Source organism: Henriciella marina DSM 19595, assembly GCF_000376805.1.
Lineage (GTDB): Bacteria > Pseudomonadota > Alphaproteobacteria > Caulobacterales > Hyphomonadaceae > Henriciella > Henriciella marina.
Genome location: NZ_AQXT01000002.1, coordinates 106,538 through 130,517 on the forward strand (window position 1 = coordinate 106,538; position 23,980 = coordinate 130,517).

Here is a 23,980-nt window from a genome sequence, read left to right on the forward strand (position 1 = left end):
GCAGATCGATGCGCACGACATCTCTGCGCTGTAAAATGCTGGCTGTGGCCGGTCTTTTCCTGTTGCTCGCCTTGCCTTCCAAGTCGCAGGACAACACGTCCGCTGAAGACGTATACGCAGGAGCTGATGATGGCAAGGCGTCGACAGATGAGACCGGGCCGGTTCTGTCATCCATAACGGCCTGGCTTGGCCGGCCGAAACTGAAGCTCCCCGAAGACTATCCAGACAAAACCCGTGTCCTGCGCGGGGACATCGACCCTTATGACGTCTTTTGGGAGGTTCCGGAACACTGGGCGACACGCGCTGGCATGTATGCCGAGTACAACACGCTGGAGGCCTATGGCCGGATGCGCGAGGCTGCACTGCGTGACGGGGTGGAGCTTGTCATCATATCGGCCTTTCGCTCCTTTGATCATCAGCGGGCGATCTGGGAAGGCAAATGGCGAGAGCACCGCAAGGACGCCCGCTGGTCAGAGCCGCGCGAGCTTGCCATCGATATCATGCGCTACAGCGCCATGCCGGGAACGTCCCGGCATCACTGGGGCACCGACATCGACCTCAATGCGCTCAACAATGCCTGGTTCGACACGGTCGAGGGCAAGCGCGTCTATGACTGGATGAAAGCGCATGCGGCTGAATACGGGTTCTGCGAGGTCTATTCAGCCCGTGATGGCCGCAGGGAAGCTGGCTATGAGCCAGAGCGCTGGCATTGGTCGTATATCCCGACAGCATCGCGCTATCTGGCCGCTTATGTCGAGGCGCGCGAAGCAGCGCCCCAAGGCTTTGAAGGCGATGTCGCCGTGTCCAAGATCCACTGGCTGACCGATTATGTGCTGGGCATCAATCCGGACTGTCTGTGGAAGGCGTCCGATGTTGGCGATGGCAGGCCATTGCCGGCGCCGCTGCTGCTGGCGGCTATGGATGCGGCCAGTTCAGACACCGCGCGGCGCAGCGATGACATGCGTAAGGCGGGCGCCTGTATTCCCGAAGGCTGGACGCGTGACGCGCTGATCCGCTGGAAGGAGAGCGAGTTTCCCATCGAGAATGAGAAAGAAGTGGCTGGCTATCTGACCATGCTGGAGGGCTGTCTTGGCGACCCGGACCCTGTGCTCCGCGACGGAGTCGCCTATGGCGGGATCAGTCACATCCTGCGCAGCGACGGCGCGGGCAAGGCAGAGCTTCGCGCCCTGAAAGAGCTGCTTCTGGAGCGGCTCGCCGATGAGGCAGGTGATCCGCTCGGGTTCTCCAGACCGTTCGCCGCACTGGCGCTTTCAGAGGTCGCCCGCACGGACAGGATGTCGCCGTGGATGAGCAATGGCGAACGGCGCACGCTCCTCTCTGCGGGCGCGTCCTATGTCAGCGGCGTGCGCGACTACCGTGGTTTTGTTGACGGTGAAGGCTGGAGGCACGGCGTGGCACATGGCGCTGATCTTCTGATGCAGCTCAGCCTCAATGAGAAGATTGGCAAAGGCGAGGCGCAGGTGATTGCGCGAGCTGTCTATGACGCGATCGGCACGCATGAGGCACCGGCCTTTATCTTTGATGAGCCACGACGGCTTGCCCGGCCGCTTCTTTTTCTGACCCAGCGCGAGCTATTGAATGAGCGCCAGCTGACAGGGTGGATGGAGGCGCTGGCCGACCCGGCACCACTGACAAGCTGGGACGAAGTTTTTACGTCAGGAGAAGGACTTGCAAGGCGCCACAATCTGCGGGCCTTCGGGGCGGCGCTCTTACTGTCAGCAAACGCGGCGCAGTCTGGCGCGCTCGATGCGCTGCAGCCTGGCACAATGCACCTTCTCAGGACCGTGCCTTGAGGGTTACCTTGGCGTTAACCCGGACTTAACGCGCAAGGGGCATTCGGTTAACTATTGAAATAGGCCTTGTTGGCCCTGCGATTCGATTGAAGGACGAGGATGACTGGCGAGAACGTCTCTCTGATTATTTCTGCCGGCGCGCTAGCGCTCGGGCTGGCCTTCATCCTGTGGGCGCTTCGCACCTCTGACGGGGCGCGCGGGGCAGCGCGCAAATACCGCGACAAGGCCGCTGATGCAGAGACAGGTCTGGCTGAGCTGAAATCGGTGCTGGGCGCGCATCCAGGTGTGATCCTCGTCTGGCAGGGCGATGAGCTGGAGGACGAAGATGACGACATCGCGCCGCCGGACATCCATGGCTCTCCCGTGGCGCTCGCAGGGCTTCTGAAGTTCACCGACGACGCCGTCTCGGACGACCCCTCCATCCGGATCATCGAGGGCATCGCCGACCTTGAGGCGCGCGACGGCGCCGGCAAGGACACGACATTGCGCGTGCGCCTGCGCGAGTTACGCGAAAACGGCCAGCCTTTCTCGCTGACGCTCATCGGGCCATCGGGACGCTTTCTCGAAGCTGATGGCCGCACCGCCGGAGCGCGGGCCGTGGTCTGGATTACCGACTCTACCATCAAGGGACTTGAAGAGAGCTCTGCGCGGGGAAAGCTCGAAGAAGCCCGCCAGATCATCGCACGCGACCCGACAGCGTTTCTCGACATGCTTGGAAAGTCACCTTTCCCGGCCTGGCGGGTGTCCGGTGTTGGCAGGCTGCAATGGGCGAACGGTGCCTATATCGAGGCGGTGGACGGCAAGTCTCTCGACAGTGTGCTCGACAAGCAGCTGAAGCTTGATGACAAGGCCGATGAACAGCTGCGCAAGACGATCTCAGAAGGCCGGGACGTGGACATGATCCGCAATCTGGTGGTCGATGGCGAGCGCCGGTCCATGCGGATATTGAGCTTTCCACTGTCTGGTGGGGCCGGCGCAATGGCGTTCGATGTGTCCGAACAGGAAACGGCGCGCGAAGAGCTGAACCGTCATGTGCGCGCACATGACGAGACGCTGAACCATGTGGCAGATGGCGTTGCCATATTCGGTCCAGACCGGCGGCTGACTTTTTACAATCGCGCTTTCTCCGACATGTGGGACCTTGATGAAGGCTACCTTCTCGACAGCCCCGCCCATGGGGCACTGCTCGACAGGCTGCGCCAGGACCGCAAGCTGCCGGCACAGGCCGAATACGCCAAATGGCGGGCCGACGAGCTTTCCTATTATCTTGAGATTTCGGGCATCAAGGAAGACAAATGGTCTTTGCCTGACGGGCGCACCCTTCAGGTCACCCGCCAGCGTCATCCGATGGGCGGGCTCTTGCTCCTGTTCAAGGATATTACCGGCGAGCTTGACCTCCAGACGCGGTTCAATGCGCTGATCAAGACGCAGACCTCGACGCTTGATAGCCTGCGCCAGGCTGTTGCTGTGTTTGGCTCTGACGGTCGGCTCAAACTGTCCAACAAGTCGTTTGAGTCGCTCTGGACGCTTGACCCGAATGACGTGAAGAACACGCCAGACTATGACGATGTGATCGAAGCGTGCCTGCCGCTGTTTAACGACCGGGCACTCTGGGGTGAGATCAAGGGCCATATCACCGACCCGTCCGCAAATGCGCGCCGGACCACTGAAGGCGAAATGAACCGGTCCGACGGCACGACGCTTCATTATATCACCCAGCCGCTGCCGGACGGGAACACGCTCATCGCCTTCGCCGATGAGACTGCACAGCGCGCGGTAGAAGGCGCCTTGCGGGGCCGTGCAGAAGCGTTTGAGGCGGCCGACAGGCTGAAGACTGAATTTGTGCGCAATGTCAGCTATCAGCTGCGGTCCCCGCTGACGACGATCCTTGGCTATGCAGAATTTTTGCAGTCGGAAACCAATGGTGAACTAAATTCGCGTCAGATGGACAATGTGAATTCGATCCTGACCGCCTCCGACCATCTCAACAAGCTGATTGAGAATATCCTCGACCTCGCGCTGATCGAGGCCGGGCGTATGGATCTTGATCTTGAAGATTTCAAACTGGCAGACATCGTCCAGGAAACCGTCGATCTCATTATCGGCAAGGCGTCCGACACCGAAGTTCACGTCCATGCCGAGATTGAAGAGGGCCTCGGCACGATTCATGCCGACAAGCGCCGCATCAGGCAGGTTTTGTTCAACCTGCTTTCCAACTCTATGCGCTTTACAGAGCCGGGCGGCGAAATCACGGTTTCGGCGAGCCGGGTGGACAATATGGCCATTCTGTCTGTGCGCGATAATGGCAAGGGCATCGAGGCGGAGCGTCAGGCATCGAGCTTTGACAGCTTTACCTCATCGGACCAGCGCGGCGCGGGCCTTGGGCTTGCGCTGGTGAAGAACTTCGTCGACCTGCACGGCGGCAATGTCGGCATCAAGTCGGTGCCGGGCGGTGGAACGGAAGTCGTTTGCTGGCTGCCTGTCACGGCGGTTCTGAGCCGTCAGTCTGACTGGGACGTCGCGCCAGCCCGCGCTTCTGCCTGAAGCACGGTTGGCCTTGCTCGAGGGCAATTCGCCGATGTGCCCCCGGTCTAGCTGCCGGTGTTCTTCATTTCCAGCGACCTGTCAGGCAGGTCATAGCCTGGACGGCCGAGGAAATAGCCCTGGCCACGCGTCACGCCGAGGCGTTTCAGAACGTCTAGCTCAGCCTGCGTCTCGATCCCCTCGGCAATGATCTGCGCGCCCGTTTCACGGGCATAATAGAGCAGGGCGCTGATAAGGGCGCGGCGGGAAATATCCTGATCGACATCGCGAACGAGGCTCATGTCGAGCTTCAGGAAATCGGGACCGAGCTGGAGGATGTGGCGCAGCGAGGAATGGCCAGCGCCAGCGTCATCAATGGCAAGCTTCAGGCCTGCCGCACGCATCGGAGCAATGTCGCGCAGGAAGGCGTCATAGTCTTCGATAACGGCATGCTCAGTGATCTCCAGCAGAACTGAAGAGGGGGGCACCGTCTTCATCACGCCCTTGAAAGCGGCGCTCTGGATTGTTTTGGGTGAGGCGTTCACGGAGATGTACTGGCCGTCTTCGAGCAACGGTATGGATTCGAGCGCGCGGGCGATCGCGGCGACTTCAAGCTCTTCGCCAAGGCCAACGCGTTCGGCCTCGGCAAACCAGATATCCGGCGTGCGAATCGGCTCTGCCTGAAAGCGGCAGAGGGCTTCATAGCCTAGTGTTTGTGAGCGGAACGTATCGACGATGGGCTGAAAGGCGATCCTGAACGCGCTATCGTCAAGCACCTGCCTGACGCGCTGCTGGGTCTCGATTCTTTGGGTTTTCTGGCGGGAGCTGCGCCGCACCTGTTCGGTGGCCAGACCGGCGAAGAGTTTCATCGTTTCGAGGTCGCGCGCATTCAGGCTGTCATTCGGCTCCGGGCTCAGGCAGCAGAACATGCCGTAGACCGACCCGTCATCCAGAAGGATCGGGATGCTGGCGTGCGATCCGATCGGCACAGCCTGCGTGACCGGCATGTCAGCGGCGAGGGGCACATCTGACGTATCAGGAATGAGGTTCGGCAGCCGGCCTTCGACGATATGGCGGCAATAGACATCATCGAGAGAGCGCGCGTCGCCAACTTTGATAAGGTCTTCAAGGCCCGGTGCCGCAACATGGCGAAACACGGACTCATTGCCGACGAACTCTGACAGATAGGCGATCGGCATGCCGAGATGCTTGCGGATCGCATCAAGCGCGCGGTCAATAGCGTGCTCGGCTGATTGGTCGTTATCAGTCAGTATCTTAACGAGATTATCTGTCTCGGCCATCTGGTCTTCGGTCATCCTTCTGATGCGTTTATTTTCCTAAACCTAGGCTGGAAAGCTTAATGAATGCTCCTGTTCGATCCGCGAATTTTTTTGGTTGTCTGAGGGAAGAAGATCAGACCGGGCGCGGTTAAATCCGGCAGGTCGACACGTTCCGGCGAAGCGGCTAGAGCTTCTGGCATGACACAAGACATACAAGCCGTAATCTGGGATTTCGGGGGCGTGATCACGTCCTCTCCCTTCGAAGCCTTCAATCGCTATGAAGCCGAAAGAGGCCTGCCCAGGGACTTCATCCGGGGCGTCAATGCCGTGAACGGCGATACGAACGCCTGGGCCAAGCTGGAGCAGTCCAAAGTGAACGCTGAGGAGTTCGACGAGCTCTTCCGCGTCGAGGCCGAAGCGCTGGGGCATTCGGTGCCCGGCAAGGACATACTCGGCTTGCTGTCAGGCAATCTGCGCCCGCGTGTCGTTGAGGCGCTGAAGCGCTGCAAGGCCAAGGTGAAGGTCGGCTGCATCACGAATAACGCGCCTGTCGGCAAGGGCGCTGGTATGCAGAATGACGAAGGCCGCGCCAGCGAAATCGAGAATGTGTTTGGCCTCTTCGATGAGATGATCGAGAGCTCGAAGCTCGGCATCAGAAAGCCCGACCCACGCATCTACGCGCTGATGTGCGAGGCGCTCGACGTTGATCCCAATCACTGCGTCTATCTCGACGATCTTGGTATTAATCTCAAACCGGCGCGGGCCATGGGGATGACGACGATCAAGGTGCTGAACGAGGACCAGCTTCTGGCGGACCTTGAAGCGGCGACCGGATGGAAGCTCACAGGCTGACCGTGATGCGTCTGCTGCTGGTCGGGGCGCTTGCGGCGTGCCTTGCCGCATGCGGCGAGGACCGGGCGCGCGAAAACGTCCGGCTGCAGGTCGAGCAGGCGCCTGACTATATGTTGCCGGCTGAGCGGGCCGCGACCGGCCCGATTGTGCTCAGTGGTCCTGCGATGGAAACCATCGCCCAGCTAGACAGTATCATCGAGCGCAATTCACTGCGCAGGCTGGTGCAGTTTGCGGAAGCGCAGTCCGGTTTCGTGTCCAATTTCGCGGGCGCCTCGCATGATGATCACTGGGACCTTCTGCGCCGCACCGGTTTCGACCCGCTGCTACGCCTGGATGACCTTCTCGACGGCCCGTATGGAGTGAAGGCGGTTGCCGGGGAGACCTGGTATGTCTGGCCGGAGCTTGCCGCCCTGGAGCCTGAAGCGCTGACACCGGAACGGCTGAATTTCAGCCAGCGGGCCCGGCTTGAGGAACTGGTCGGCGAGGCAGGGATTGCACAGATAAGAGAGGGTCGCGGCTATCCGGGGATCCGGACGGCGATCTCGGAGGATGGGCGCTGGCTCTATTATGTTCACGAAATTGCAGGCGAGGAATAACAATCATGGCCGACAAGATGAAAATCGAAGACGTTCTGGCAAAGCTGAAAGGCTGGGAGAGCGCAGAGGGTGACACCGATGCGATCACGAAGACGTTCGAGTTCGAGGACTTCGCGACAGCCTTCGCCTTCATGAGCGCATCGGCGACGCAAGCCGAGAAGGCAGACCATCACCCTGAATGGTTCAATGTCTACAACACTGTCGAAGTCACGCTGACGACGCATGACGCAGACGGCGTGACACAGAAAGACGTTGATCTGGCGAAGAAAATGGACGGGTTTGCTGCCAAGCTAGCCTGAGACTTCAGGCGCTCATGCGCTGAATGAGTGTATCTATGGCGCCGAGGGCTTTGCTGTCTTCGGCGCTTCTGCGAGCGGCGACCTCAGGGCCAGCTACCGACATGCAGTGGCTCATCACGGTGATGAGCTGCCGCTCGTCGATGGGTTTTGAAACATAGTCAGACATGCCCATCTTCATGTAGCGCTCACGGTCGCCCGCCATCGCATCGGCAGTCAGGGCAATGACCGGAACGTTTTCGCAAGTGCCGCCGAGGCCGCGGATATGTGTCAGCGTTTCAGGCCCGTCCATTTCCGGCATATGGATATCCAGAAGCACGATATCGACACGCTCTGTCTTGAGTACGTCCAGCGCCTCTCTGCCGCCCCCGGCCTCGAGGACGCGTAGCCCTGTCGGCTCAATGAAGAGGCGTGCAACCCGGCGATTGATGCGATTGTCATCGACAACGAGTGCCGTCTTGCCGCGAAAATCAACCACACGCTCGTCGCGGGCGGTAACAAGCGAGGGGCCGTTGAAGCTCTCTCTGCTTGGCGCGCCGTGGATCTGTTCTGTCAGGCCGGCTTCGAAGCTTAGCGTGAAGATCGATCCCTTGCCTGGCTTGCTGACGACCGACACATCCCCGCCCATCATGCGGGCGAGCTTGCGCGTGATTGCGAGACCAAGGCCCGTGCCGCCATAGATGCGCGTGGTCGACCGATCGGCCTGATGGAAGTTCTCGAAAAGCTTCAGCACCTGTTCTTCAGTCATGCCGATGCCTGTGTCTGACACGTGGATCTTGAGCTGCATGCGGCCAGGCGTATCGCTGTGCCCGCATGTCGCCGCCACGACGACGCCGCCGGTCGTGGTAAACTTGAGCGCATTGGAAACGAGATTGTCGACACACTGGCGAAATCGAACGGGGTCGAACTCCAGAACGGACGGGATCGACTTGTCGACGATGACGCGGAGGAAAAGGCCCTTTTCTTCGGCCTTCGGGCGGTAGAAGCGCTCCGTGCGTTTCAGTTTGTGGCGAAAATCGTCGGCAATCGGCGCAATGTCGAGCTTGCCGGCCTCGATTTTGGAAAGATCCAGGATATCGTTCAGCAGCGTCATCAAGGACTTCGAGCAATCCAGGATGGCACCGACCATTTCACGCTCATCGGCACCAATCTCACGCGAGGAAAGCGCCTGTGCCATGCCGAGGATGCCATTGAGGGGCGTGCGAATTTCGTGGCTCATTGACGCCAGAAATTCCGACTTTGCTTCACTTGCTGCGAGGGCCTCACGCTTTGCATGCCGCAGCTCGCGTTCATGCTCGCGCACATCGGTGATGTCGTGGCTGAGGCAGAGGATGGTACCGTCGGGCATGGCAGAGAAGCTGGCCTTGACTGACTTGCCTTCGGCGGTCTGAACATCGATCGTGCCGAAGCTGCGGATTTTCTCAACCAGCTCGCGCGAGTAGCTGGCCGAATTGAAATGTGGCCCGTCTGCCATGACAGACCGCGCGCTTTTCAACATAGCGTCTTCAGCCGATGTGCCGGCCTCGAGTTCGCTATAAAAGACCGGAAAGTGTGATCTTGCAGTGTCGTTGACATAAAGCAGGCTGAGGTCCGGACCGTGAATGGCGAAACCATTTTCTATACTTGCGACGGCGTCGAGTATCTGATCCAGCGTCAGACTGATTTTCTTGTGATGTGACACGCGAACTCCCCCTATATTTTTGCCCGTAAGAGACACGAAACTTCTTTATAAACAATTCACGAGGCGGCAGGCCGGGGGCACCACCGAGCCCTCCTGCCTTGACGTGGCCAGGCGAAGCTGTGAGTTCAGCTCCTGAAACAAACCAGAAAATCAAAGGCGGGAGGATCGCGATATGGGCCGGGTTTCAGGAAAGAAGGCATTCGTCACAGGCGGGGCGCAGGGACTGGGTGAGGCAACGGCCTGGATGCTGGCGCGTGAAGGCGCAAAGGTCACGGTGACCGACATTAATGGCGAGGGCGCAAAGAAAGTCGCGGCTGCCATAAATGACGAGCTTGGTGCGGGCACAGCCTTCGCCTGGCAGCACGATGTGACGGACGCAGAGGCCTGGCAGTCGATCCTGAAAGACGCCCATGACGCGATGGGCGGGCTCAACATCCTTGTGAACAATGCGGGTATCGGCTCGCTTGGTTCTGTCGAGGACGAGAACTATGAAATGTTCCGCAAGGTTCAGGAGGTCGACGTCGATTCGATCTTCCATGGCTGCAAATACGCCATTCCGCTGATGCGCGACCATGGCCTCGGCTCCATCGTCAACATCTCATCGATCGCCGGGATCATCGCGAGCGGCAACTATATTGCCTACAATACGGCCAAGGCGGCCGTGCGCCACATGTCGAAGTCGATCGCGCTTCATTGCGCCAAGACAGGCGGCCAGATCCGTTGTAATTCGGTCCATCCGGTCTTCATCAACACGCCGATCCTCGACAGGACAAAGGAAATGTTTGGTGAGGAAGAAGGCCTGAAGAAGCTTGCCCGCCAGATCCCGCTCGGCAAGGTCGGCGAGCCGGATGATATCGCCTATGCCGTGCTTTATCTCGCATCCGATGAAAGCAAGCTGGTCACCGGGATCGAGCTCAAGGTGGATGGTGGTATCTCGGCGATGTAGTCCGCTCGCCCCGAAGCCTTGGATCAAATTCAGCTTGTTCCCCTCGTGTCGTTCATGGTATGTTCCGGGGCCTTAAAACGGAGGGGACAAATGATCGGATACGTAACGTTCGGGACGAATGACATTGAGCGGGCGGCAAAATTCTATGACGCGATAGCCGCCGAGATGGGCAATGGGCGGATGATGGACACAGAGACTTTCATCGCCTGGGGCACATGGGACGGGCCGGCTGGCATTGCGGCGACAAAGCCGTTTGATGGCAAGACCGCAAGTGTCGGGAACGGCACCATGGTGGCCCTGCAGGCGAAGGACCAGGCGCAGGTCAACAAGCTCTATGAAATCGCGCTCGCTAATGGCGGAAGCGATGAGGGGGCGCCGGGCCCGCGCGGCGATGAGGGCTTCTATGCCGCCTATTTCCGCGATCCGGACGGCAATAAGCTCAACGCCTTTACAATGGGTTGAAACTGAAAAGGGCCGGACGCGGTTTTCGCGTCCGGCCCTTCCATGTCTTACCTGGAAAGGTTGAGCCTATTCTGTGTCTATCGCGCTGCCGACAGGCATGCGCTCATAGGTCAGCGTGTTGCCGCGCGGATAGGAGCTGAGCTCAAGACGCTCGTCATTCAGGGTGATGATGCCATAGCAGAGGCTTTCATCAGTATCGTTGGACGTCATGGTGATCAGCTGCATATCGGAGACTTCGCCGGCCACATCGGGACAGGAGTCGACGACTTCCAGCGTATCGGTGCTGAGGACTTCGCCATCATACATCATGGTGACGGTGCCATCGATGATCGACATTTCGGATTTGTCGTCGTCGCCTGACACCCAGTCGCCTTCTAGCGATGCGAGCGTGCTGTTCTCCTCCTCCGCCATGTCGCCGGACATGTCGGTCTCGGCGCTCATCTCACCGCCGGGCTCTTCATTAAGACCAATCTCCGGGTCTTCGGTGAGCGAGCCTTCGCTTTCGATTGGCCCATCAGCCGGAGGAGTTTCTTCAACGGTCTCAGTTTCACCGCAGGCGGCGAGCAGGAGAACGGCAGAACAGGTGGCAACAGCGATAGGGGTGAGTTTCATCTAAAATCTCCTTTGTTCATGATGAAATGTAGCCGGAAACAGGGCCGTGGCAAACCGGATTCCTATAGCGGTGCCCGCCAGAGGCAGGTTCAAACGGCACGCCGCGCTTCGCGGTAGAGCCTGTAGCTCAGCAGGACGATCATCATCGCCGCGCTGAAGAAAAGCGGCAGGCGCGTGTCGAGCGTATAGAGCGCGGCGCCAAGCAGCGGCCCAAAGATAAAGCCTGATGGCGGGGCGGCCGAGAGAAGGGCGGCGGCGCTGCCCTGCTCGTGGCGCTCCACCGACAAGCTGCCAAGCGCGTTGGCCGCGGGCACAGAGAGGGCCGAGCCTGCCCCGACAAGCGCGAATGCCGCGCACATTGCCGGGAAGCTGGTCATCACGGCTGCGCCGATATAGCCGATGGCGATGAAAGCGAGACCGACCGGCAATATACGCCGCGGCGAGGGGTTTACTCGCTGCACATAGCCGAACTGAACGAGAATGAGCATTACCGCCATGCAGGAGAAGACGATCCCGACGGCTTGAACCGTCTCTGCCTGAGCGATCGCGAACCTGTCTTCCAGGAGCCAGGCAAGCGTCTGCTGGATCGCGCCCACGGCGATGAAATAACACAGCAGAAAGGTGAGATGCGGAAAGACGCGGGGGTCGCGGATCCGCAATGGCTCCGGGCGGCTGCGATTGCGGTCTCCGCGTGACTTGGGCAGGGCGAATGCGATGACGATGCCAGCGATCGCGCAGAAGACGATCGAGCCCCAGATCGGGGCCAGGGCGCCAAACTGTGCCAGCACGCTAGAGCCCGCCGGACCGAGGATCGAGCCGAGCGCCATGCCAGCGCTGAGCATGCCAAGGCCGCCTGCGCGTGTTGTGGCGGTGGTCGCGTCGGTCATGGCCGCCATGGCGGCGGGCTGAAGGCCGGGCGCGAGCAGGCCGAACCAGAGCCGGGTGAAGACCAGCAGGAAGAAGGTGGACATTCCGGCGACGAGGCCGGCCAGCGCAGCTTGTAGCGCAAACACAAACAGCATGTTCGTGCCAGCCATTGCCATCAGCGAAAACACCATGACGCGTTTGCGGCCAAACCGGTCCGCCCAGCGGCCCCATTGCGGGATCATCAGCGCATAGATGGCGGCCGAAAGGGTGAGGATGCCTGCTACCTGAACCTCCGTCAGGCCAGCTTCGCGCGCCAGCGGTGCGACAACGACGAAGTTGATCGTCATGCCTGCGCCCATGGCGACATTGGCAAAGGCGATCACGCCTTTCTGCCACCCGCTCAAAGGCAGAAGTGGTTGTTCGATCTCAGCTTGATGCAGCATGCGTCCCCACCTCGTGCCAGGGTTGAAGATGGCGGCGTTTCCCGTCACCGGCAAGCGCGCACTCTCAATTTCGTTAGTTGCCGCAGCGAAAGGCCGCGCACCTTGGATGTTGCAGAGCGCGGCGCATTCGGATTAGTCAGGCCTCGCAAGTCGAAGGAGACACACACGTGCAAGACTTCATGTTGGCGCTGTATCAGTATTTCTTGAATCCGATCCTGACGCTGCTTTTGTTTGTGTTGTTCGGCTATGTGATCATGAGCTGGCTCTTCATGTTCAACGTTCTGTCGCCCTACGGGCCGCGGGCGCGCCAGATCTATTCAATGCTTGAATCGATTCTGGAGCCTCTGCTTCGGCCGATCCGGAACACGATCCCCCCGCTTGGACAGCTTGACCTCTCGGTCTTCATCCTGGCGCTGCTGATCCTGTTCACGCGCGACTGGCTGTTGCCTCAACTCATCTTCGCGATGCCTGGCTGATGCGCCTTTCCGTCCGGATGACGCCAAACGCGTCGGCGGACCGGGTCGAAGGCCCTGCCACGGACGATGCCGGACGGCTCTATCTGAAGGTCCGTGTGCGCGCCGTGCCGGAAAAGGGAAAAGCCAACAAGGCGGTCGAAGTGGTTCTGGCAAAGGAACTCGGCCTTCCAAAATCTGCCGTCAGGGTGGTGACCCGCGAGACGAGCCGGATTAAGGGCGTGGACATCGACACAGAACCCGGCAGCGCTGCGGCGCGCCAGATCGAGGAGTGGATGGGCGATGGGTGAACGCATCGACGGAAAACAAGTCGCAGCGGAGGTGCGCGCAAAGGTCGGCGCGGCCGTCGCGAAATTACCGGGACAGCCAACCCTCGCCGTGGTGCTGGTCGGCGAAGACGCCGCCAGCCAGGTCTATGTGCGTAACAAGGTTCGGCAGACCGAAGAGGCCGGCATGCGCTCGCTTCACCACCATCTGCCGGCCGAAGCGAGCCAGGACGATGTCGAAACGCTGATCTCCAGCTTGAACGATGATGATGAGGTCGATGGCATCCTGCTTCAGTTGCCACTGCCTAAAGGTTTAGACGAGCAAAGGGCCATTGAGTGCATCGCACCCGCCAAGGACGTCGATGGACTGACCGAAGCCAGCGCTGGGCGCTTGGTGCTCGGCAAGGATGGCCTGCGCCCCTGTACGCCCACCGGCTGTGTGATCCTGGCAAAATCAGTGCTCGGCGATGACCTCTCGGGCAAGAATGTCGTCGTGGTCGGGCGCTCTATCCTTGTTGGCAAACCGGCAGCGCTTCTCTTTCTGGCAGAGAACTGCACGGTCACGGTCGCGCATTCGCGGACCAGGGACCTCGCGGCGCTTTGCCGGACAGCAGACATTCTGGTCCCGGCTGTTGGCCGCCCGAAAATGATCAAGGGCGACTGGGTGAAACCCGGCGCTGTTGTCATCGATGTCGGGATCAACCGGATCGATGCGCCGGAAAAAGGCGAAGGCAAGACGCGGCTGGTCGGCGATGCCGACTTTGCCGCCTGCGCAGAAGTCGCGGGACACATCACGCCTGTGCCGGGCGGTGTCGGCCCCATGACGATTGCCTGCCTTCTGCGCAATACGGTCATCGCCGCTTGCTACCGGCGCGGCTGGGACCTGCCGGACGGGCTATAGACCATGGCAGGCGGCGTTCGCGGCACGCAAAGCTATGCCAGCGAGGCGGATGACCTCTTCGAGCGCTATGAGAGTTTCGCGTTCGAGACCGTGCATGAGGCCGTCATGCCGTTTTATCCGTCCCCGCCTGCGCGCGTACTCGATACTGGTGCAGGGACGGGGCGCGATGCCGACTGGTTCGACAAGGCAGGGTACTGTGTCACGGCGGTAGAGCCGTGTGACGCATTGCGGGAGCGGGCGATGAGGTTGCATCCGTCGCCATCGATCGAATGGCTGGACGATAGTCTGCCAGACCTCAACCATCTCAAAGACCGCGTGGAAACTTTCGACCTTGTCCAGCTGTCGGCTGTCTTCATGCATCTGGACGCTGATGAGCGGCAGGTCGCATTTCCGGTGCTCGCGTGTCTCCTGAAACCCGGTGGGCGGCTTGTGCTGCTGGTGCGGCATGGGCCGGTGCCCGAGGGACGGTGCATGTTCGATGTGCCCGTTGACGAGATGCTGGCCCTAGCGGCTACGAGCGGTCTCGATTGCCTGAAGTCGGTCAAACGCGAGTCGGCTGGCGAAGCGAACCGGCGGGCAGGTGTGACCTGGATGAACTACGTGTTCGAAAAGGGCGTTATAGAAGCTAGCAGGCCCGCAGGGCCGGACAAACCATGCGAGGAGACACGAGATGGAAAAGCCTAAGACATTCCTTGGATGGGCGGGCCTTGTTTTCCTGCTGACGGTGGTTGCCGTTATTATCATGGTGGCCGCCAGTATCGCCTTCGTTGTCGTCGTCGGTGTCGCGATTGTCGGGGCGGTTATCTCGCTTGTCCTGCTGCTGGCCACGCGAAAGTCGGACTAGGTGAGCCAGCCGGTCACGCCGCCTTCCAGCAAGCTTTTCGACGATCTGTGGGCTGTGCAGGACGGTATCTGCGCGCTGTGCGGAAAGGCGATGCCACGCTCACGGTTTGAGCTGCCGCATGCCTCGATCTGGAAACGGCAACGCCCCACCTTCGATCATATCTTGCCGCGCGCTGCGGGCGGACCTGACCGGCCTGAAAACCTCCAGCTCGCCCACGCCATTTGTAACAAGCGCAAGGGGAGGAGTCAGGCCGGGTCGGATGGGCGGGTCATTACATAGGCCATGCCGCAGATGATGAGGGCGAGTGCGACCGCGAGCCATGTCCATCGTTCCCAGAGGACCGCGGTCGATATGCCGGATGCCAGTCCCATGCCGACAAGCGCGCCTGATTTGGATTTTCGCGACAGCGTTCCCTCTTCGATAAAGTTGCGGATTGGTGGGCCAAAGCCTGGGCGTCCATAGATCCAGTCGCGCATGACGGGACTGGATCTCGCAAAGCAGATGGCCGCACCGATCCAGAAAATCGTTGTCGGCCAGACAGGCAGGAAGATGCCGATGCCGCCAAGGCCAAGCAGGAGAAATCCGAGGACGCGGGCGATCAGCATGACGGTGTCTTCGCGCTCCTCATCAGCGGCCTCTGCGAAAAGAGACGGGCCACGTCTCCGGCAAGTGCCAGATACGCTGCCCGCCTACAAGCTGGATCAGAGGGCCTGACTATTTCCGAGCGCCTTGCGCTGGATCTCTTGCGATAAACGCCGCCCACGCGCATGCGTTGCGTGAACAATGACCGTCGAGCCTGACGTGTCAGTCTATCGATTGGTGATGGCGGCCGCGCAGGCCACAGCGCTCGCCCAGGCCCACTGGAAATTATACCCGCCAAGCCAGCCGGTCACGTCGACGCATTCGCCGATGAAATAGAGGCCGGGCAGGTGTTTGCTCTCCATCGTCTGGGATGAGAGGCCGCCGGTGTCGATGCCGCCAGCCGTCACCTCAGCGGTGCGCCAACCTTCGGTGCCGACGGGCGTGACCTTCCAGTTCTTGAGGGCAGTGGTCAGCGCGTCCATCTCAGCGTTGGAGAGCTGGCCGATCTGTTTGTCGCCCGGCAGACCCGGCCAGCTTGCCACAAATTGTGCCAGCCTCGCTGGAAACCGCGTGCCGAGCCAGCTGGTCAGCGTCATGCGCGGCTTGGCTTTTCGCGCCTCGTTGAGGTTATCCAGAAGCGGGGCGCCGGGCGCGAGATCGATCTCAACCGGCTGGCTTTCGCGCCAATAGGTCGAGGCCTGCAGCATGGCTGGTCCTGAGAGGCCGCGATGGGTGAACAGCATGGCTTCGTGAAAGTCGGGTCCTGTTCCGGCCTTAGCGTCGACCATGCAGGAGACGCCGGAAAGGTCCGAGAACGCGTCTTTCAGGTCCCCGGAAAACATGAAGGGCACGAGCGCAGGGCGTGTCGGCTCGATGTCGTGGCCGAACTTGCGGGCGATGTCATAGGCAAGACCGCTGGCGCCCATTTTCGGGATCGATAGCCCGCCTGTCGCAACGACGAGGCGGTCTGCGGTGACCGGTCCATTGCTTGTGCCGACATGGAAGCGGCCATCGCGGTGGTCGATCTCGCCAATGCTGGTTTCGAGGCGAAGCTCGCCGCCGGGTTTGGTGAAGTCTTCGACCAGCATGTCGATAATTGCGCCGGACTTCTGGTCGCAGAAGAGCTGGCCCAGCGTCTTCTCATGCCAGGTGAGGCCCCGCTTGGCGACGCGGTCGCAGAAGTCCCACGGGCTGTACCGGGCCAGCGCGGACTTGGCGAAATGCGGGTTCTGCGAAACGAAGTTCGCCGCGCTTGTGTGGATGTTGGTGAAGTTGCACCGGCCACCGCCAGAGATGCGCACTTTCTCGGCCGGGCGCCTCGCATGATCGAGGACGAGGACACTCAATCCATGCTCTGCCAGACGGGCGCCGCAGTAGAGCCCTGCGGCACCGCCCCCAAGAACCAGCGTGTCGATCGGATCGGCCAGACCGTTATTCCTTAAAAAGTCTCAATCTGGCCCTGTTCGCGGCATAGCAACATCCTGTAAAGAGCATGAACGCATCAGGAGGAGGACGTGGGGATGTCAGGCTGGACCAATAAAGCTCGGGCACTTTGTTTCGCTGGGTTTGTGGCCGTACTGGCTGCATGCGGAGGCGGAGACGAGCCGCCAGCCCCGCTCGATCCTGAAACGGTTGATGGCGAAATCGTCGAACGCTCCCGCGCGGCCCAAGCCGCCGCAGAGCGCCGCGAGCGCGACCGACAGGCCCTCGCCGACGCCGAAGAGAACCGCTTCGTCTATTTCCGCTATGCCCCCGACATGAGCGGTGACCAGCCGCGCGCCTGCCTTGTCTTCTCCCAGCCGCTCGACCCTGAAACCGATTACGCCACTTATATTCGGATGCAGCCAGCGGTGCGTCCGGCCTATGCAATCGAAGGCCGTGAGCTTTGCCTTGAGGGTCTCGACTTTGCCCAATCCTACACCGCGACGATCCTTGAAGGCCTGCCGAGCGCCGATGGCCGCGAGATCGAGCGCAGTGAAGAGGTCCAGATCAGCTTTGAGGACCGCCCGGCCTATGTCGGCTTTGAAGGCGCGGGCGTCATCCTGCCGCGCGACAATGCCGATGGCCTGCCGATCGAGACGGTCAATGTCGATGCCGTTGATGTCACCGTCTACCGCGTCAATGACCGCGCGCTGGCCTTCAAGTCGATCAGCCAGGGCGATGAGGCTGCGCAAGGGCGCTATTCCTACCTCTATGGTGAGGAAGACCCGCGCGACGTTTCCAGCGAAGTCTGGTCCGGCAGCATGGACATCGAGAATGTCACCAATGCGCCTGTCACGACGGTCTTTCCGCTGCAGGATGTGATCGGAGAGCTGCGTCCAGGTTCCTATTTCGTTGAGCTGACCGATGCCAAGGAAGTCAGCGATTATGATGGCCCGGCCGCCTCTGCGCGCCGCTGGATCATGCTGACCAATCTGGCGCTGACCGGTTATCGCGGCGAGAACGGTCTCGATGTGACGCTGCGCTCGTTGCAGGACGGCGAGATCCTGTCGAATACGCGCGTCCAGCTGATTGCGTTCAACAATGAGGTGCTGGGCGAGTCTGAGACCGGCGAGGATGGCCGTGTGCGCTTTGATGCACCGCTGCTTGCGGGCACAGGCAATTCTGCGCCGCGCATGGTGATGGCGTATGGCGCCAAGGGCGACCTTGCGGTTCTGGACCTGACCCGCGCACCAATCGATCTCTCTGAAATGAATACGGGCGGGCGCACAACGCCGGGGCCTGTCGATGGCTATCTCTATGCAGATCGCGGCATCTTCCGTCCGGGCGAGACCGTGCACCTGACCGCGATGATGCGTGACCGCAGCGGCGTTGCCATCTCCAACCGGGCTGGCCAGATCATCATCTACCGCCCGAACGGCGTCGAGGCTGACCGCAAGCGCTTCACCGAAGCAGCTGGCGGCGCGCTTGTCTGGGACTATGGCCTTGCAAGCAGCGCATCGCGCGGCATGTGGCGCGCCGTTATGGAGATCGATGGGGCAGGGGAAGCCGGCTCGCTGCGCTTCTCGGTCGAGGATTTCGTACCCCAGCGTATCGCCGTCGAGCTTGAGGGCGACGAGGACGCCTTCATGGCCGCTGGCGACACACGTGAGATCGAGGTCAATGCACGCTTTCTTTATGGCGCCCCGGGCGCCGGCCTGACCGTGCAGGGACAGGCACGTCTTGAGCCTGATCCAAGCCCGTTCGAAACGCTTGATGGCTTTACGTTTGGCCGCTCCGACGAGCAGTTCCGCGAACGTATTCTGGAGCTGGAGCCGCAGACCACCGATGGCGCAGGCCGCGCCGTTGTTCGCCTCAACCCTCAGGATATGGGCGAGGACTCCTCGCAGCCGCTTCGCCTTAACGCCAATGTCAGCGTGCTTGAACCGGGCGGCCGTGCCGTCACCAACAGCGTGCGCATCCCTTATCGCCCGCGCGACAGCTATGTCGGCATCCGCAAGGATTTCGAGGGCCGCGCCGAGCGCGATGGCCCGGCAACCTTTGAGCTCGCCGCCGTAAGCGCAAATGGCGACATTATTGATACGCGGCTCGACTGGCGCGTGATCGCGATCGACTATCATTATGACTGGTACCGCGATGGCAGTGAGTGGCGCTGGCGCCGTTCGCGCACCGTTCGAACGGTGAATGAGGGCGTTTCCACGACGGATGGCACGACGCAGACGATCAGCGTCGACGGGCTCGACTGGGGCCGCCACGAGCTGATCGTGAGCGATGCCAATAGCGGCGCTGAGGCCAGCACCGGCTTCTATGTCGGCTGGGGCGGGTCTGTCTCCGATGACGGCGTCGAGGCACCTGACCGCGTCGAAGTCATCATCGAAGAACAGGTCATCGTTCCGGGCCGCCCGGCTGCGATCACCATTGTGCCGCCCTATGATGGGGAAGCGCAGATCATCGTCGCGACCGACAAGATCCTTCGCATAGAGACGCGGGACGTGTCGGCTGAAGGCACGCAGTTCACCCTGCCAGTGACGGAAGAGTGGGGCGAGGGCGCCTATGTGCTCGTCAATGTCTACACACCGCGCGACCCTGTCCTGCAGGCCAAGCCGCGCCGCGCGGTCGGTGTCGGCTATGTGCCGCTCGACATGGACGAGCGCACCTTCGAGGTCGAGATCGATGCGCCGGATGTTGTCCGCCCGCGCCGTGAGCAGACGATCGAGGTCGATATCGGAGATCGCCCGCGCGAAGGCGTCTACATGACGCTAGCGGCCGTCGATGAGGGGATCCTGCAGCTCACCAAGTTCCAGAGCCCGGACCCTGTCGCCTATTATTTCGGCAAGAAGGCGCTCGGCGTCGATGTCTATGATGATTATGGCCGCCTGCTTGATCCGAATATGGGGCTTCCCGCTGAAGTGCGGACCGGCGGCGACCAGCTTGGCGGCGAAGGTCTCTCCGTGGTGCCGACGAAAACGGTGGCGCTCTTCTCAGGCAAGCTGAATGTCGGCCGGTCGGGCCGCGCCGAGGTCACATTCGATGTGCCGGACTTCAATGGTGAGCTTCGCCTGATGGCGGTGGTCTGGTCTGAGACAGGTCTTGGTTCTGCCAGCCGTCCGCTGACAGTGCGCGACCCGGCGCCTGCCGATCTCATCCTGCCGCGCTTCCTCGCGCCAGGCGATGATGCCATCGCGACCGTTTCGATCGACAATATCGAGCTGGAGAGCGGCACGTTCACAGCCTCGCTCAATGCGACCGATCCGGTCAGCGTTGCGGCGACCGAGCTTTCGCGGACCATTCCGTCCGGACAGCGCGTCGATGAAGGCCTTCGTATCGAAGCGGGCGAGACAGGTATTGCCGACCTTCGCCTCGATGTGAGCGGCCCCGGCGGCTATGACGTCACGCGCAACTATCAGATCCAGTCGCGGTCCCCGTGGCTGCCTGCAACCACGATCTCGACAGCCCTGATGGAGCCGGGGGCGAGCTGGTCGGTGCCAGGCGATCTGATGGAAGGCTATGTTCCGGGAACGACGGAAGTCTCCGTCACCTTCTCGACGCTGCCGCTGGACGCCAACGCGCTCTACAGTTCGCTGGCGCGCTATCCTTATGGCTGTACCGAACAGACGGTCAGCCGGGCCATGCCGCTCCTCTATTCAGAACAGCTGGTTGCGATGGGCGCTGATGAAGCGGGCCGTGAGCCTGCGCGGGCGCAGGTACAGGAAGCGGTGATGAATGTGCTGAACCGCCAGTCCTCCGAAGGGGCGTTTGGCCTCTGGCGCGAGGGTGACCGCAACGCGTCACCATGGCTTGGCGCCTATACGACGGACTTCATCTACCGCGCGAGCGAGGCGGGCTATGAAGTGCCGGACGCCGCGCTTGAGCGGGCCTTCCAGTCGATGCGCGCCGTTGCGCAGGGCGATGCCTGGCGGGCCTATGGCTATGACACCGATGTCTGGGAGAGCGAGTGGCACAATGACACCGAAGCCAAGCTGATGCGCCGGGCGTCTGCCTATGCGCTCTATGTGCTGGCAAAGGCTGGCCGCGCCGATATCAGTCGCCTCCGCTATCTGCATGACCGTGCGCTGGACAACATGGAGAGCCCGCTTGCCCGCGCGCACCTTGCGGCTGCGCTTGCCTTCATGGGCGACCGGTCGCGTGCATTGTCCGCCTTCGAGGCGGCAGAAGACGCGCTCGGCTATACGAATACGGGCGACTATTACCAGACGCCGCTGCGCGATCTTGCAGGTCTTGTCGCGCTGGCGGCAGAAGCCGGTTTCGACGAGGTGGTTGTCCGCCAGACAGAGCGCCTCGGCGATGACGCCCCTGATCCAAGCGAGCTGACCACGCAGGAGAAGGCGTTTGCGCTGCTGGCGATCAACGCCATGAATGATGGCGGCGACGACTACCGGATGGTGGTTGAAGGGCTAGGCAACGGCAATAATAACGACCGGCGCTATCAGCTGACCGAGGCGCAGGCCCGCGATGAGGGTGTCAGCTTCTCGCTCGGTGCCAGGAGCTCATCCATGTTCCGGACCGTCATGGTTCGCGGCACACCGGCATCGCCGCCAGCCGCCACATCGTCGAACCTTCGGGTGTCCAAGCAGGTGCGGACCCTGCAGGGCGGCGCTGTTGACCTTGGCGACATCGACCAGGGCGACCAGCTTGTCGTCACCGTCCAGATCACACCTGACCAGAAGCGCACCAACCCGGTGATCGTCGCCGACCTTCTGCCAGCAGGTTTCGAGATCGAGACGATCCTGAAGCCAGCCGATGGCGACCGAAGTGATGAGACAGATGGGGCCTTTGCTTGGGCCGGTAGCATTGATGCGGCGAAGACAGCAGAGGCGCGTGATGACAGGTTCATCGCAGCCATTGATGTGCGCAACCAGCCGGTCCGCCTTGCCTATGTGGTGCGTGCGGTCACGCCGGGTGAGTTTGTCATGCCGGGCGCCAATGCCGAGGACATGTACCGGCCTGACGTGTTCGCACGGTCTGCGCCGGGCCGCATCACCATCGGTACGGCCAACGCGACAACAGGCGGACAGAGATGATCTGGCTGAAACGGTCAGCGATTGCCTTACTGGCAGGGCTGGCCGTCCTGTTCCTGCTGGACAGGGTGTTTCCGCCGCCACTCGAACGCGGCGAGGTGGTCTCCAAGCTGATCAGCGATCGGCATGGCCGCCCGCTTCGCGCGATACCGACGCCCGACAATTACTGGCGCTTTCAGGCAGATTTGGATGAGATCGATCCGATCTTCGTCGAGGCGCTTCTGGAGGTTGAGGACCAGCGTTTCTGGCGCCATGGCGGGGTCGACTGGGCCGGTATGGTGCGGGCTGCCTGGACGTCTGCACTGGCGGGGCGCGTGGTGTCCGGCGGATCGACGATAACCATGCAGACCGCCCGGCTGTTGGAGCCGCGGCCACGCACAATCCCATCCAAGCTCATCGAAATGTTTCGCGCCCATCAGATCGAAGCGCGCCTTAGCAAGAAAGAGATCCTCGAGCTCTATCTGACGCTGACGCCCTATGGCGGCAATATCGAGGGCATACGCGCGGCAAGCTGGCGGTATTTCGGACGCGCGCCTGATCGGCTCTCCGATGACCAGATCGCGCTTCTCATCGCCTTGCCGCAAAGCCCGGAGGTTCGCCGCCCTGACCTTCGCCCGGAAGGGGCAGATTTGGGCAGACGCGCCATCGTGACGAAGCTTGAGCGTCTAGGCTATCTTGACGCGGCGCGGGCCGAAGATGCGCGCACAAGCGATCTGCCGACCGGGGCGTATGCTTTCCCGTCCGAGGCGTGGCATGCAACGGCGCGGGCGGCAAAGGATGTCCGCGGCGATGTCCGCTCCACGCTGGACGCCCGTCTTCAGGCCGAGATGGAAGCCCTCGCGCTGTCGCATGCAAAAGAGTTTGGCAGGGAGACACAGCTTGCGATCCTGGTGGTCGATATTCCGACGCGCGGTGTGCGGGCGGCGGTCGGGTCTGCGTCGCGCGATATTGCCGGGGGCTGGCTCGACCTGACGGCGCAGGCGCGCTCGCCCGGGTCGACCTTGAAACCCTTCATCTATGCCATGGCGTTTGATGATGGGGAGGCGAGCGGGTCGACGCGTATTTCCGACCTGCCGAAACGGTTCGCGTCCTATCAGCCCGACAATTTCGACCGGATGTTTCGCGGCGATGTCCGCGTTTCCGATGCGCTGCAGCATTCGCTCAACGTACCCGCCGTTCTTGCGCTCGACCGTGTTGGCCCAGAGCGGTTTGCTGCCACGCTGACACTTGCGGGCGCGCCGCCGCGCATTCGGGGCGGGGCAGATCATCAGGCCGGGCTTGCGCTCGCGCTTGGCGGGGCAGGGATGACGGCGCGGGAACTGGCCGTGCTCTATGCGGCGCTTGGCGATGGCGGGCGGGCAAAGCCGCTCGTGTGGACGGCAGCCGAAGAAACGGGCAGCCGAGAAGCAAGCGGCTTCGGCCTGATGGGGGCTGAGAGCGCTGGCGAAATTCTCTCCATCCTGCGCCAGACACCAACACCTGAAGGGCGCATGCCAGGCAGACTGACCGCAGATGCGCCGCAGGTCGCCTTCAAGACGGGCACCTCATACGGCTTTCGCGATGCCTGGGCCGCGGGCGTGTCCGGCGATCACGCCATCATCGTCTGGGTCGGCAGGGCCGATGGCGCGCCAAGACCGGGAGAGACGGGGCGGAGCGCGGCGCTTCCCATCCTGTTCGAGGTCGCCGACCGGGCCGCTTATCACCTCGGCGGGGACGGCAATGCGAAGGCGCGGCTGATGTCAGATCGCCAGAACGAAGCCGACGGCGCGCTTCAGGCCTTCGACCATAACCGCGCCGAGGCCCCGCATATCCTCTTCCCGCCCAAGGATGCTGAGCTCTGGTCAGGTGAGATCAACGGCGCTCCGTCCCGGCCTTTCGTTCTGGCAGGTCGCGGGGAGGGCGAGCTCAGCTGGTTCATCGATGGGGCGCCATGCGCCAGCGATGATGCGGGCCTGCCGATCTGGCAGCCGCAGCGCGCGGGCTTTTATGAGGTTAGCGCCGTCGACTGGTCCGGCCGGTCCAGCAGTGTTCGCGTGCGTGTAATCGGGATCGGCGAGAGCTGA

The 23,980-nt window shown here is 61.6% G+C and carries 21 protein-coding genes; 15 read left to right on the top strand and 6 right to left on the bottom strand.

All coding sequences use genetic code 11. The annotated features are described in order from the left end of the window. Positions 1–8 precede the first annotated feature (8 nt). Positions 9–1,814, top strand: a complete 1,806-nt coding sequence (locus F550_RS18275; protein ID WP_083910880.1) for a DUF2785 domain-containing protein — start codon at positions 9–11, stop codon at positions 1,812–1,814. Positions 1,815–1,913: 99 nt separating this feature from the next. Continuing rightward, positions 1,914–4,358 carry a PAS domain-containing sensor histidine kinase gene (locus F550_RS0100555; RefSeq protein WP_018146568.1) on the top strand — a complete coding sequence of 815 codons (2,445 nt, stop codon included), beginning with the start codon at positions 1,914–1,916 and terminating at the stop codon, positions 4,356–4,358. Positions 4,359–4,405: 47 nt separating this feature from the next. On the opposite strand, the gene F550_RS0100560 is transcribed toward F550_RS0100555, so the two are convergent. Further along, on the bottom strand, positions 4,406–5,653 hold the full coding sequence (locus tag F550_RS0100560) for a sensor domain-containing phosphodiesterase (protein WP_018146569.1): 1,248 nt from the start codon (positions 5,651–5,653) through the stop codon (positions 4,406–4,408). A 162-nt stretch (positions 5,654–5,815) separates the two neighbouring features. On the opposite strand from F550_RS0100560, the gene F550_RS0100565 reads away from it, so the two are divergent. Genes F550_RS0100565 through F550_RS0100575 form a run of 3 tightly spaced genes read left to right on the top strand, consistent with a single transcriptional unit; the run spans position 5,816 to position 7,364 of the window. Then, positions 5,816–6,469 (top strand): HAD-IA family hydrolase, encoded by a 654-nt coding sequence (locus F550_RS0100565; RefSeq protein ID WP_018146570.1) that lies wholly within the window; start codon positions 5,816–5,818, stop codon positions 6,467–6,469. Then, the gene (locus F550_RS0100570) at positions 6,451–7,065 is read left to right on the top strand and encodes a hypothetical protein (RefSeq protein ID WP_018146571.1); all 615 of its coding nucleotides are present in this window, start codon (positions 6,451–6,453) and stop codon (positions 7,063–7,065) included. Before F550_RS0100565 ends, F550_RS0100570 begins: the two co-directional genes overlap by 19 nt. A gap of 5 nt (positions 7,066–7,070) precedes the next feature. Next, positions 7,071–7,364, top strand: coding sequence for a 4a-hydroxytetrahydrobiopterin dehydratase (locus tag F550_RS0100575; protein WP_018146572.1), 294 nt, complete (start codon positions 7,071–7,073; stop codon positions 7,362–7,364). A 4-nt stretch (positions 7,365–7,368) separates the two neighbouring features. Here F550_RS0100575 and F550_RS16425 read toward each other — a convergent pair whose 3' ends face one another. Continuing rightward, on the bottom strand, positions 7,369–9,042 hold the full coding sequence (locus F550_RS16425; RefSeq protein WP_018146573.1) for a response regulator: 1,674 nt from the start codon (positions 9,040–9,042) through the stop codon (positions 7,369–7,371). A 172-nt stretch (positions 9,043–9,214) separates the two neighbouring features. Between F550_RS16425 and F550_RS0100585 the strand changes: the two genes are divergently transcribed. Both F550_RS0100585 and F550_RS0100590 read left to right on the top strand, forming a co-directional pair. After that, a complete protein-coding gene (locus F550_RS0100585) occupies positions 9,215–9,988 on the top strand; it encodes an SDR family oxidoreductase (RefSeq protein WP_018146574.1) in 774 nt (257 codons plus the stop codon). Between the two features lie 90 nt (positions 9,989–10,078). After that, complete coding sequence (locus F550_RS0100590) at positions 10,079–10,450, top strand: VOC family protein (protein ID WP_018146575.1); 372 nt, start codon at positions 10,079–10,081, stop codon at positions 10,448–10,450. A 66-nt stretch (positions 10,451–10,516) separates the two neighbouring features. On the opposite strand, the gene F550_RS0100595 is transcribed toward F550_RS0100590, so the two are convergent. Further along, positions 10,517–11,062, bottom strand: coding sequence for a hypothetical protein (locus tag F550_RS0100595; RefSeq protein ID WP_018146576.1), 546 nt, complete (start codon positions 11,060–11,062; stop codon positions 10,517–10,519). A gap of 89 nt (positions 11,063–11,151) precedes the next feature. Further along, positions 11,152–12,372 carry an MFS transporter gene (locus tag F550_RS0100600; protein ID WP_156807771.1) on the bottom strand — a complete coding sequence of 407 codons (1,221 nt, stop codon included), beginning with the start codon at positions 12,370–12,372 and terminating at the stop codon, positions 11,152–11,154. Positions 12,373–12,539: 167 nt separating this feature from the next. Here F550_RS0100600 and F550_RS0100605 point away from each other — a divergent pair, with 167 nt between their 5' ends. The 6 genes from F550_RS0100605 to F550_RS18800 all read left to right on the top strand — a co-directional run bounded on the left by F550_RS0100605 (position 12,540) and on the right by F550_RS18800 (position 15,135). Continuing rightward, on the top strand, positions 12,540–12,848 hold the full coding sequence (locus F550_RS0100605) for a YggT family protein (RefSeq protein ID WP_156807772.1): 309 nt from the start codon (positions 12,540–12,542) through the stop codon (positions 12,846–12,848). After that, positions 12,848–13,135 (top strand): DUF167 family protein, encoded by a 288-nt coding sequence (locus tag F550_RS0100610; protein ID WP_018146579.1) that lies wholly within the window; start codon positions 12,848–12,850, stop codon positions 13,133–13,135. Before F550_RS0100605 ends, F550_RS0100610 begins: the two co-directional genes overlap by 1 nt. After that, positions 13,128–14,012 (top strand): bifunctional methylenetetrahydrofolate dehydrogenase/methenyltetrahydrofolate cyclohydrolase FolD, encoded by an 885-nt coding sequence (gene folD, locus F550_RS0100615; RefSeq protein ID WP_018146580.1) that lies wholly within the window; start codon positions 13,128–13,130, stop codon positions 14,010–14,012. Before F550_RS0100610 ends, folD begins: the two co-directional genes overlap by 8 nt. A 3-nt stretch (positions 14,013–14,015) precedes the next feature. Further along, the gene (locus F550_RS0100620) at positions 14,016–14,696 is read left to right on the top strand and encodes a class I SAM-dependent methyltransferase (RefSeq protein WP_018146581.1); all 681 of its coding nucleotides are present in this window, start codon (positions 14,016–14,018) and stop codon (positions 14,694–14,696) included. Continuing rightward, complete coding sequence (locus F550_RS19045; protein ID WP_018146582.1) at positions 14,683–14,856, top strand: hypothetical protein; 174 nt, start codon at positions 14,683–14,685, stop codon at positions 14,854–14,856. Before F550_RS0100620 ends, F550_RS19045 begins: the two co-directional genes overlap by 14 nt. A 90-nt stretch (positions 14,857–14,946) precedes the next feature. Next, the gene (locus F550_RS18800; protein ID WP_083911028.1) at positions 14,947–15,135 is read left to right on the top strand and encodes an HNH endonuclease; all 189 of its coding nucleotides are present in this window, start codon (positions 14,947–14,949) and stop codon (positions 15,133–15,135) included. Here the strand turns inward: F550_RS18800 and F550_RS0100630 are convergent. Further along, positions 15,102–15,461: a YbaN family protein gene (locus tag F550_RS0100630; RefSeq protein WP_018146583.1), complete on the bottom strand. Its 360-nt coding sequence runs from the start codon at positions 15,459–15,461 to the stop codon at positions 15,102–15,104. The genes F550_RS18800 and F550_RS0100630 overlap by 34 nt on opposite strands. Positions 15,462–15,665: 204 nt before the next feature. After that, positions 15,666–16,844 carry a BaiN/RdsA family NAD(P)/FAD-dependent oxidoreductase gene (locus F550_RS0100635; protein ID WP_051076810.1) on the bottom strand — a complete coding sequence of 393 codons (1,179 nt, stop codon included), beginning with the start codon at positions 16,842–16,844 and terminating at the stop codon, positions 15,666–15,668. Positions 16,845–16,958: 114 nt separating this feature from the next. Between F550_RS0100635 and F550_RS0100640 the strand changes: the two genes are divergently transcribed. Continuing rightward, complete coding sequence (locus F550_RS0100640) at positions 16,959–21,920, top strand: alpha-2-macroglobulin family protein (protein ID WP_018146585.1); 4,962 nt, start codon at positions 16,959–16,961, stop codon at positions 21,918–21,920. Continuing rightward, complete coding sequence (pbpC, locus tag F550_RS0100645; protein WP_018146586.1) at positions 21,917–23,980, top strand: penicillin-binding protein 1C; 2,064 nt, start codon at positions 21,917–21,919, stop codon at positions 23,978–23,980. The genes F550_RS0100640 and pbpC overlap by 4 nt, the downstream gene beginning before the upstream one ends.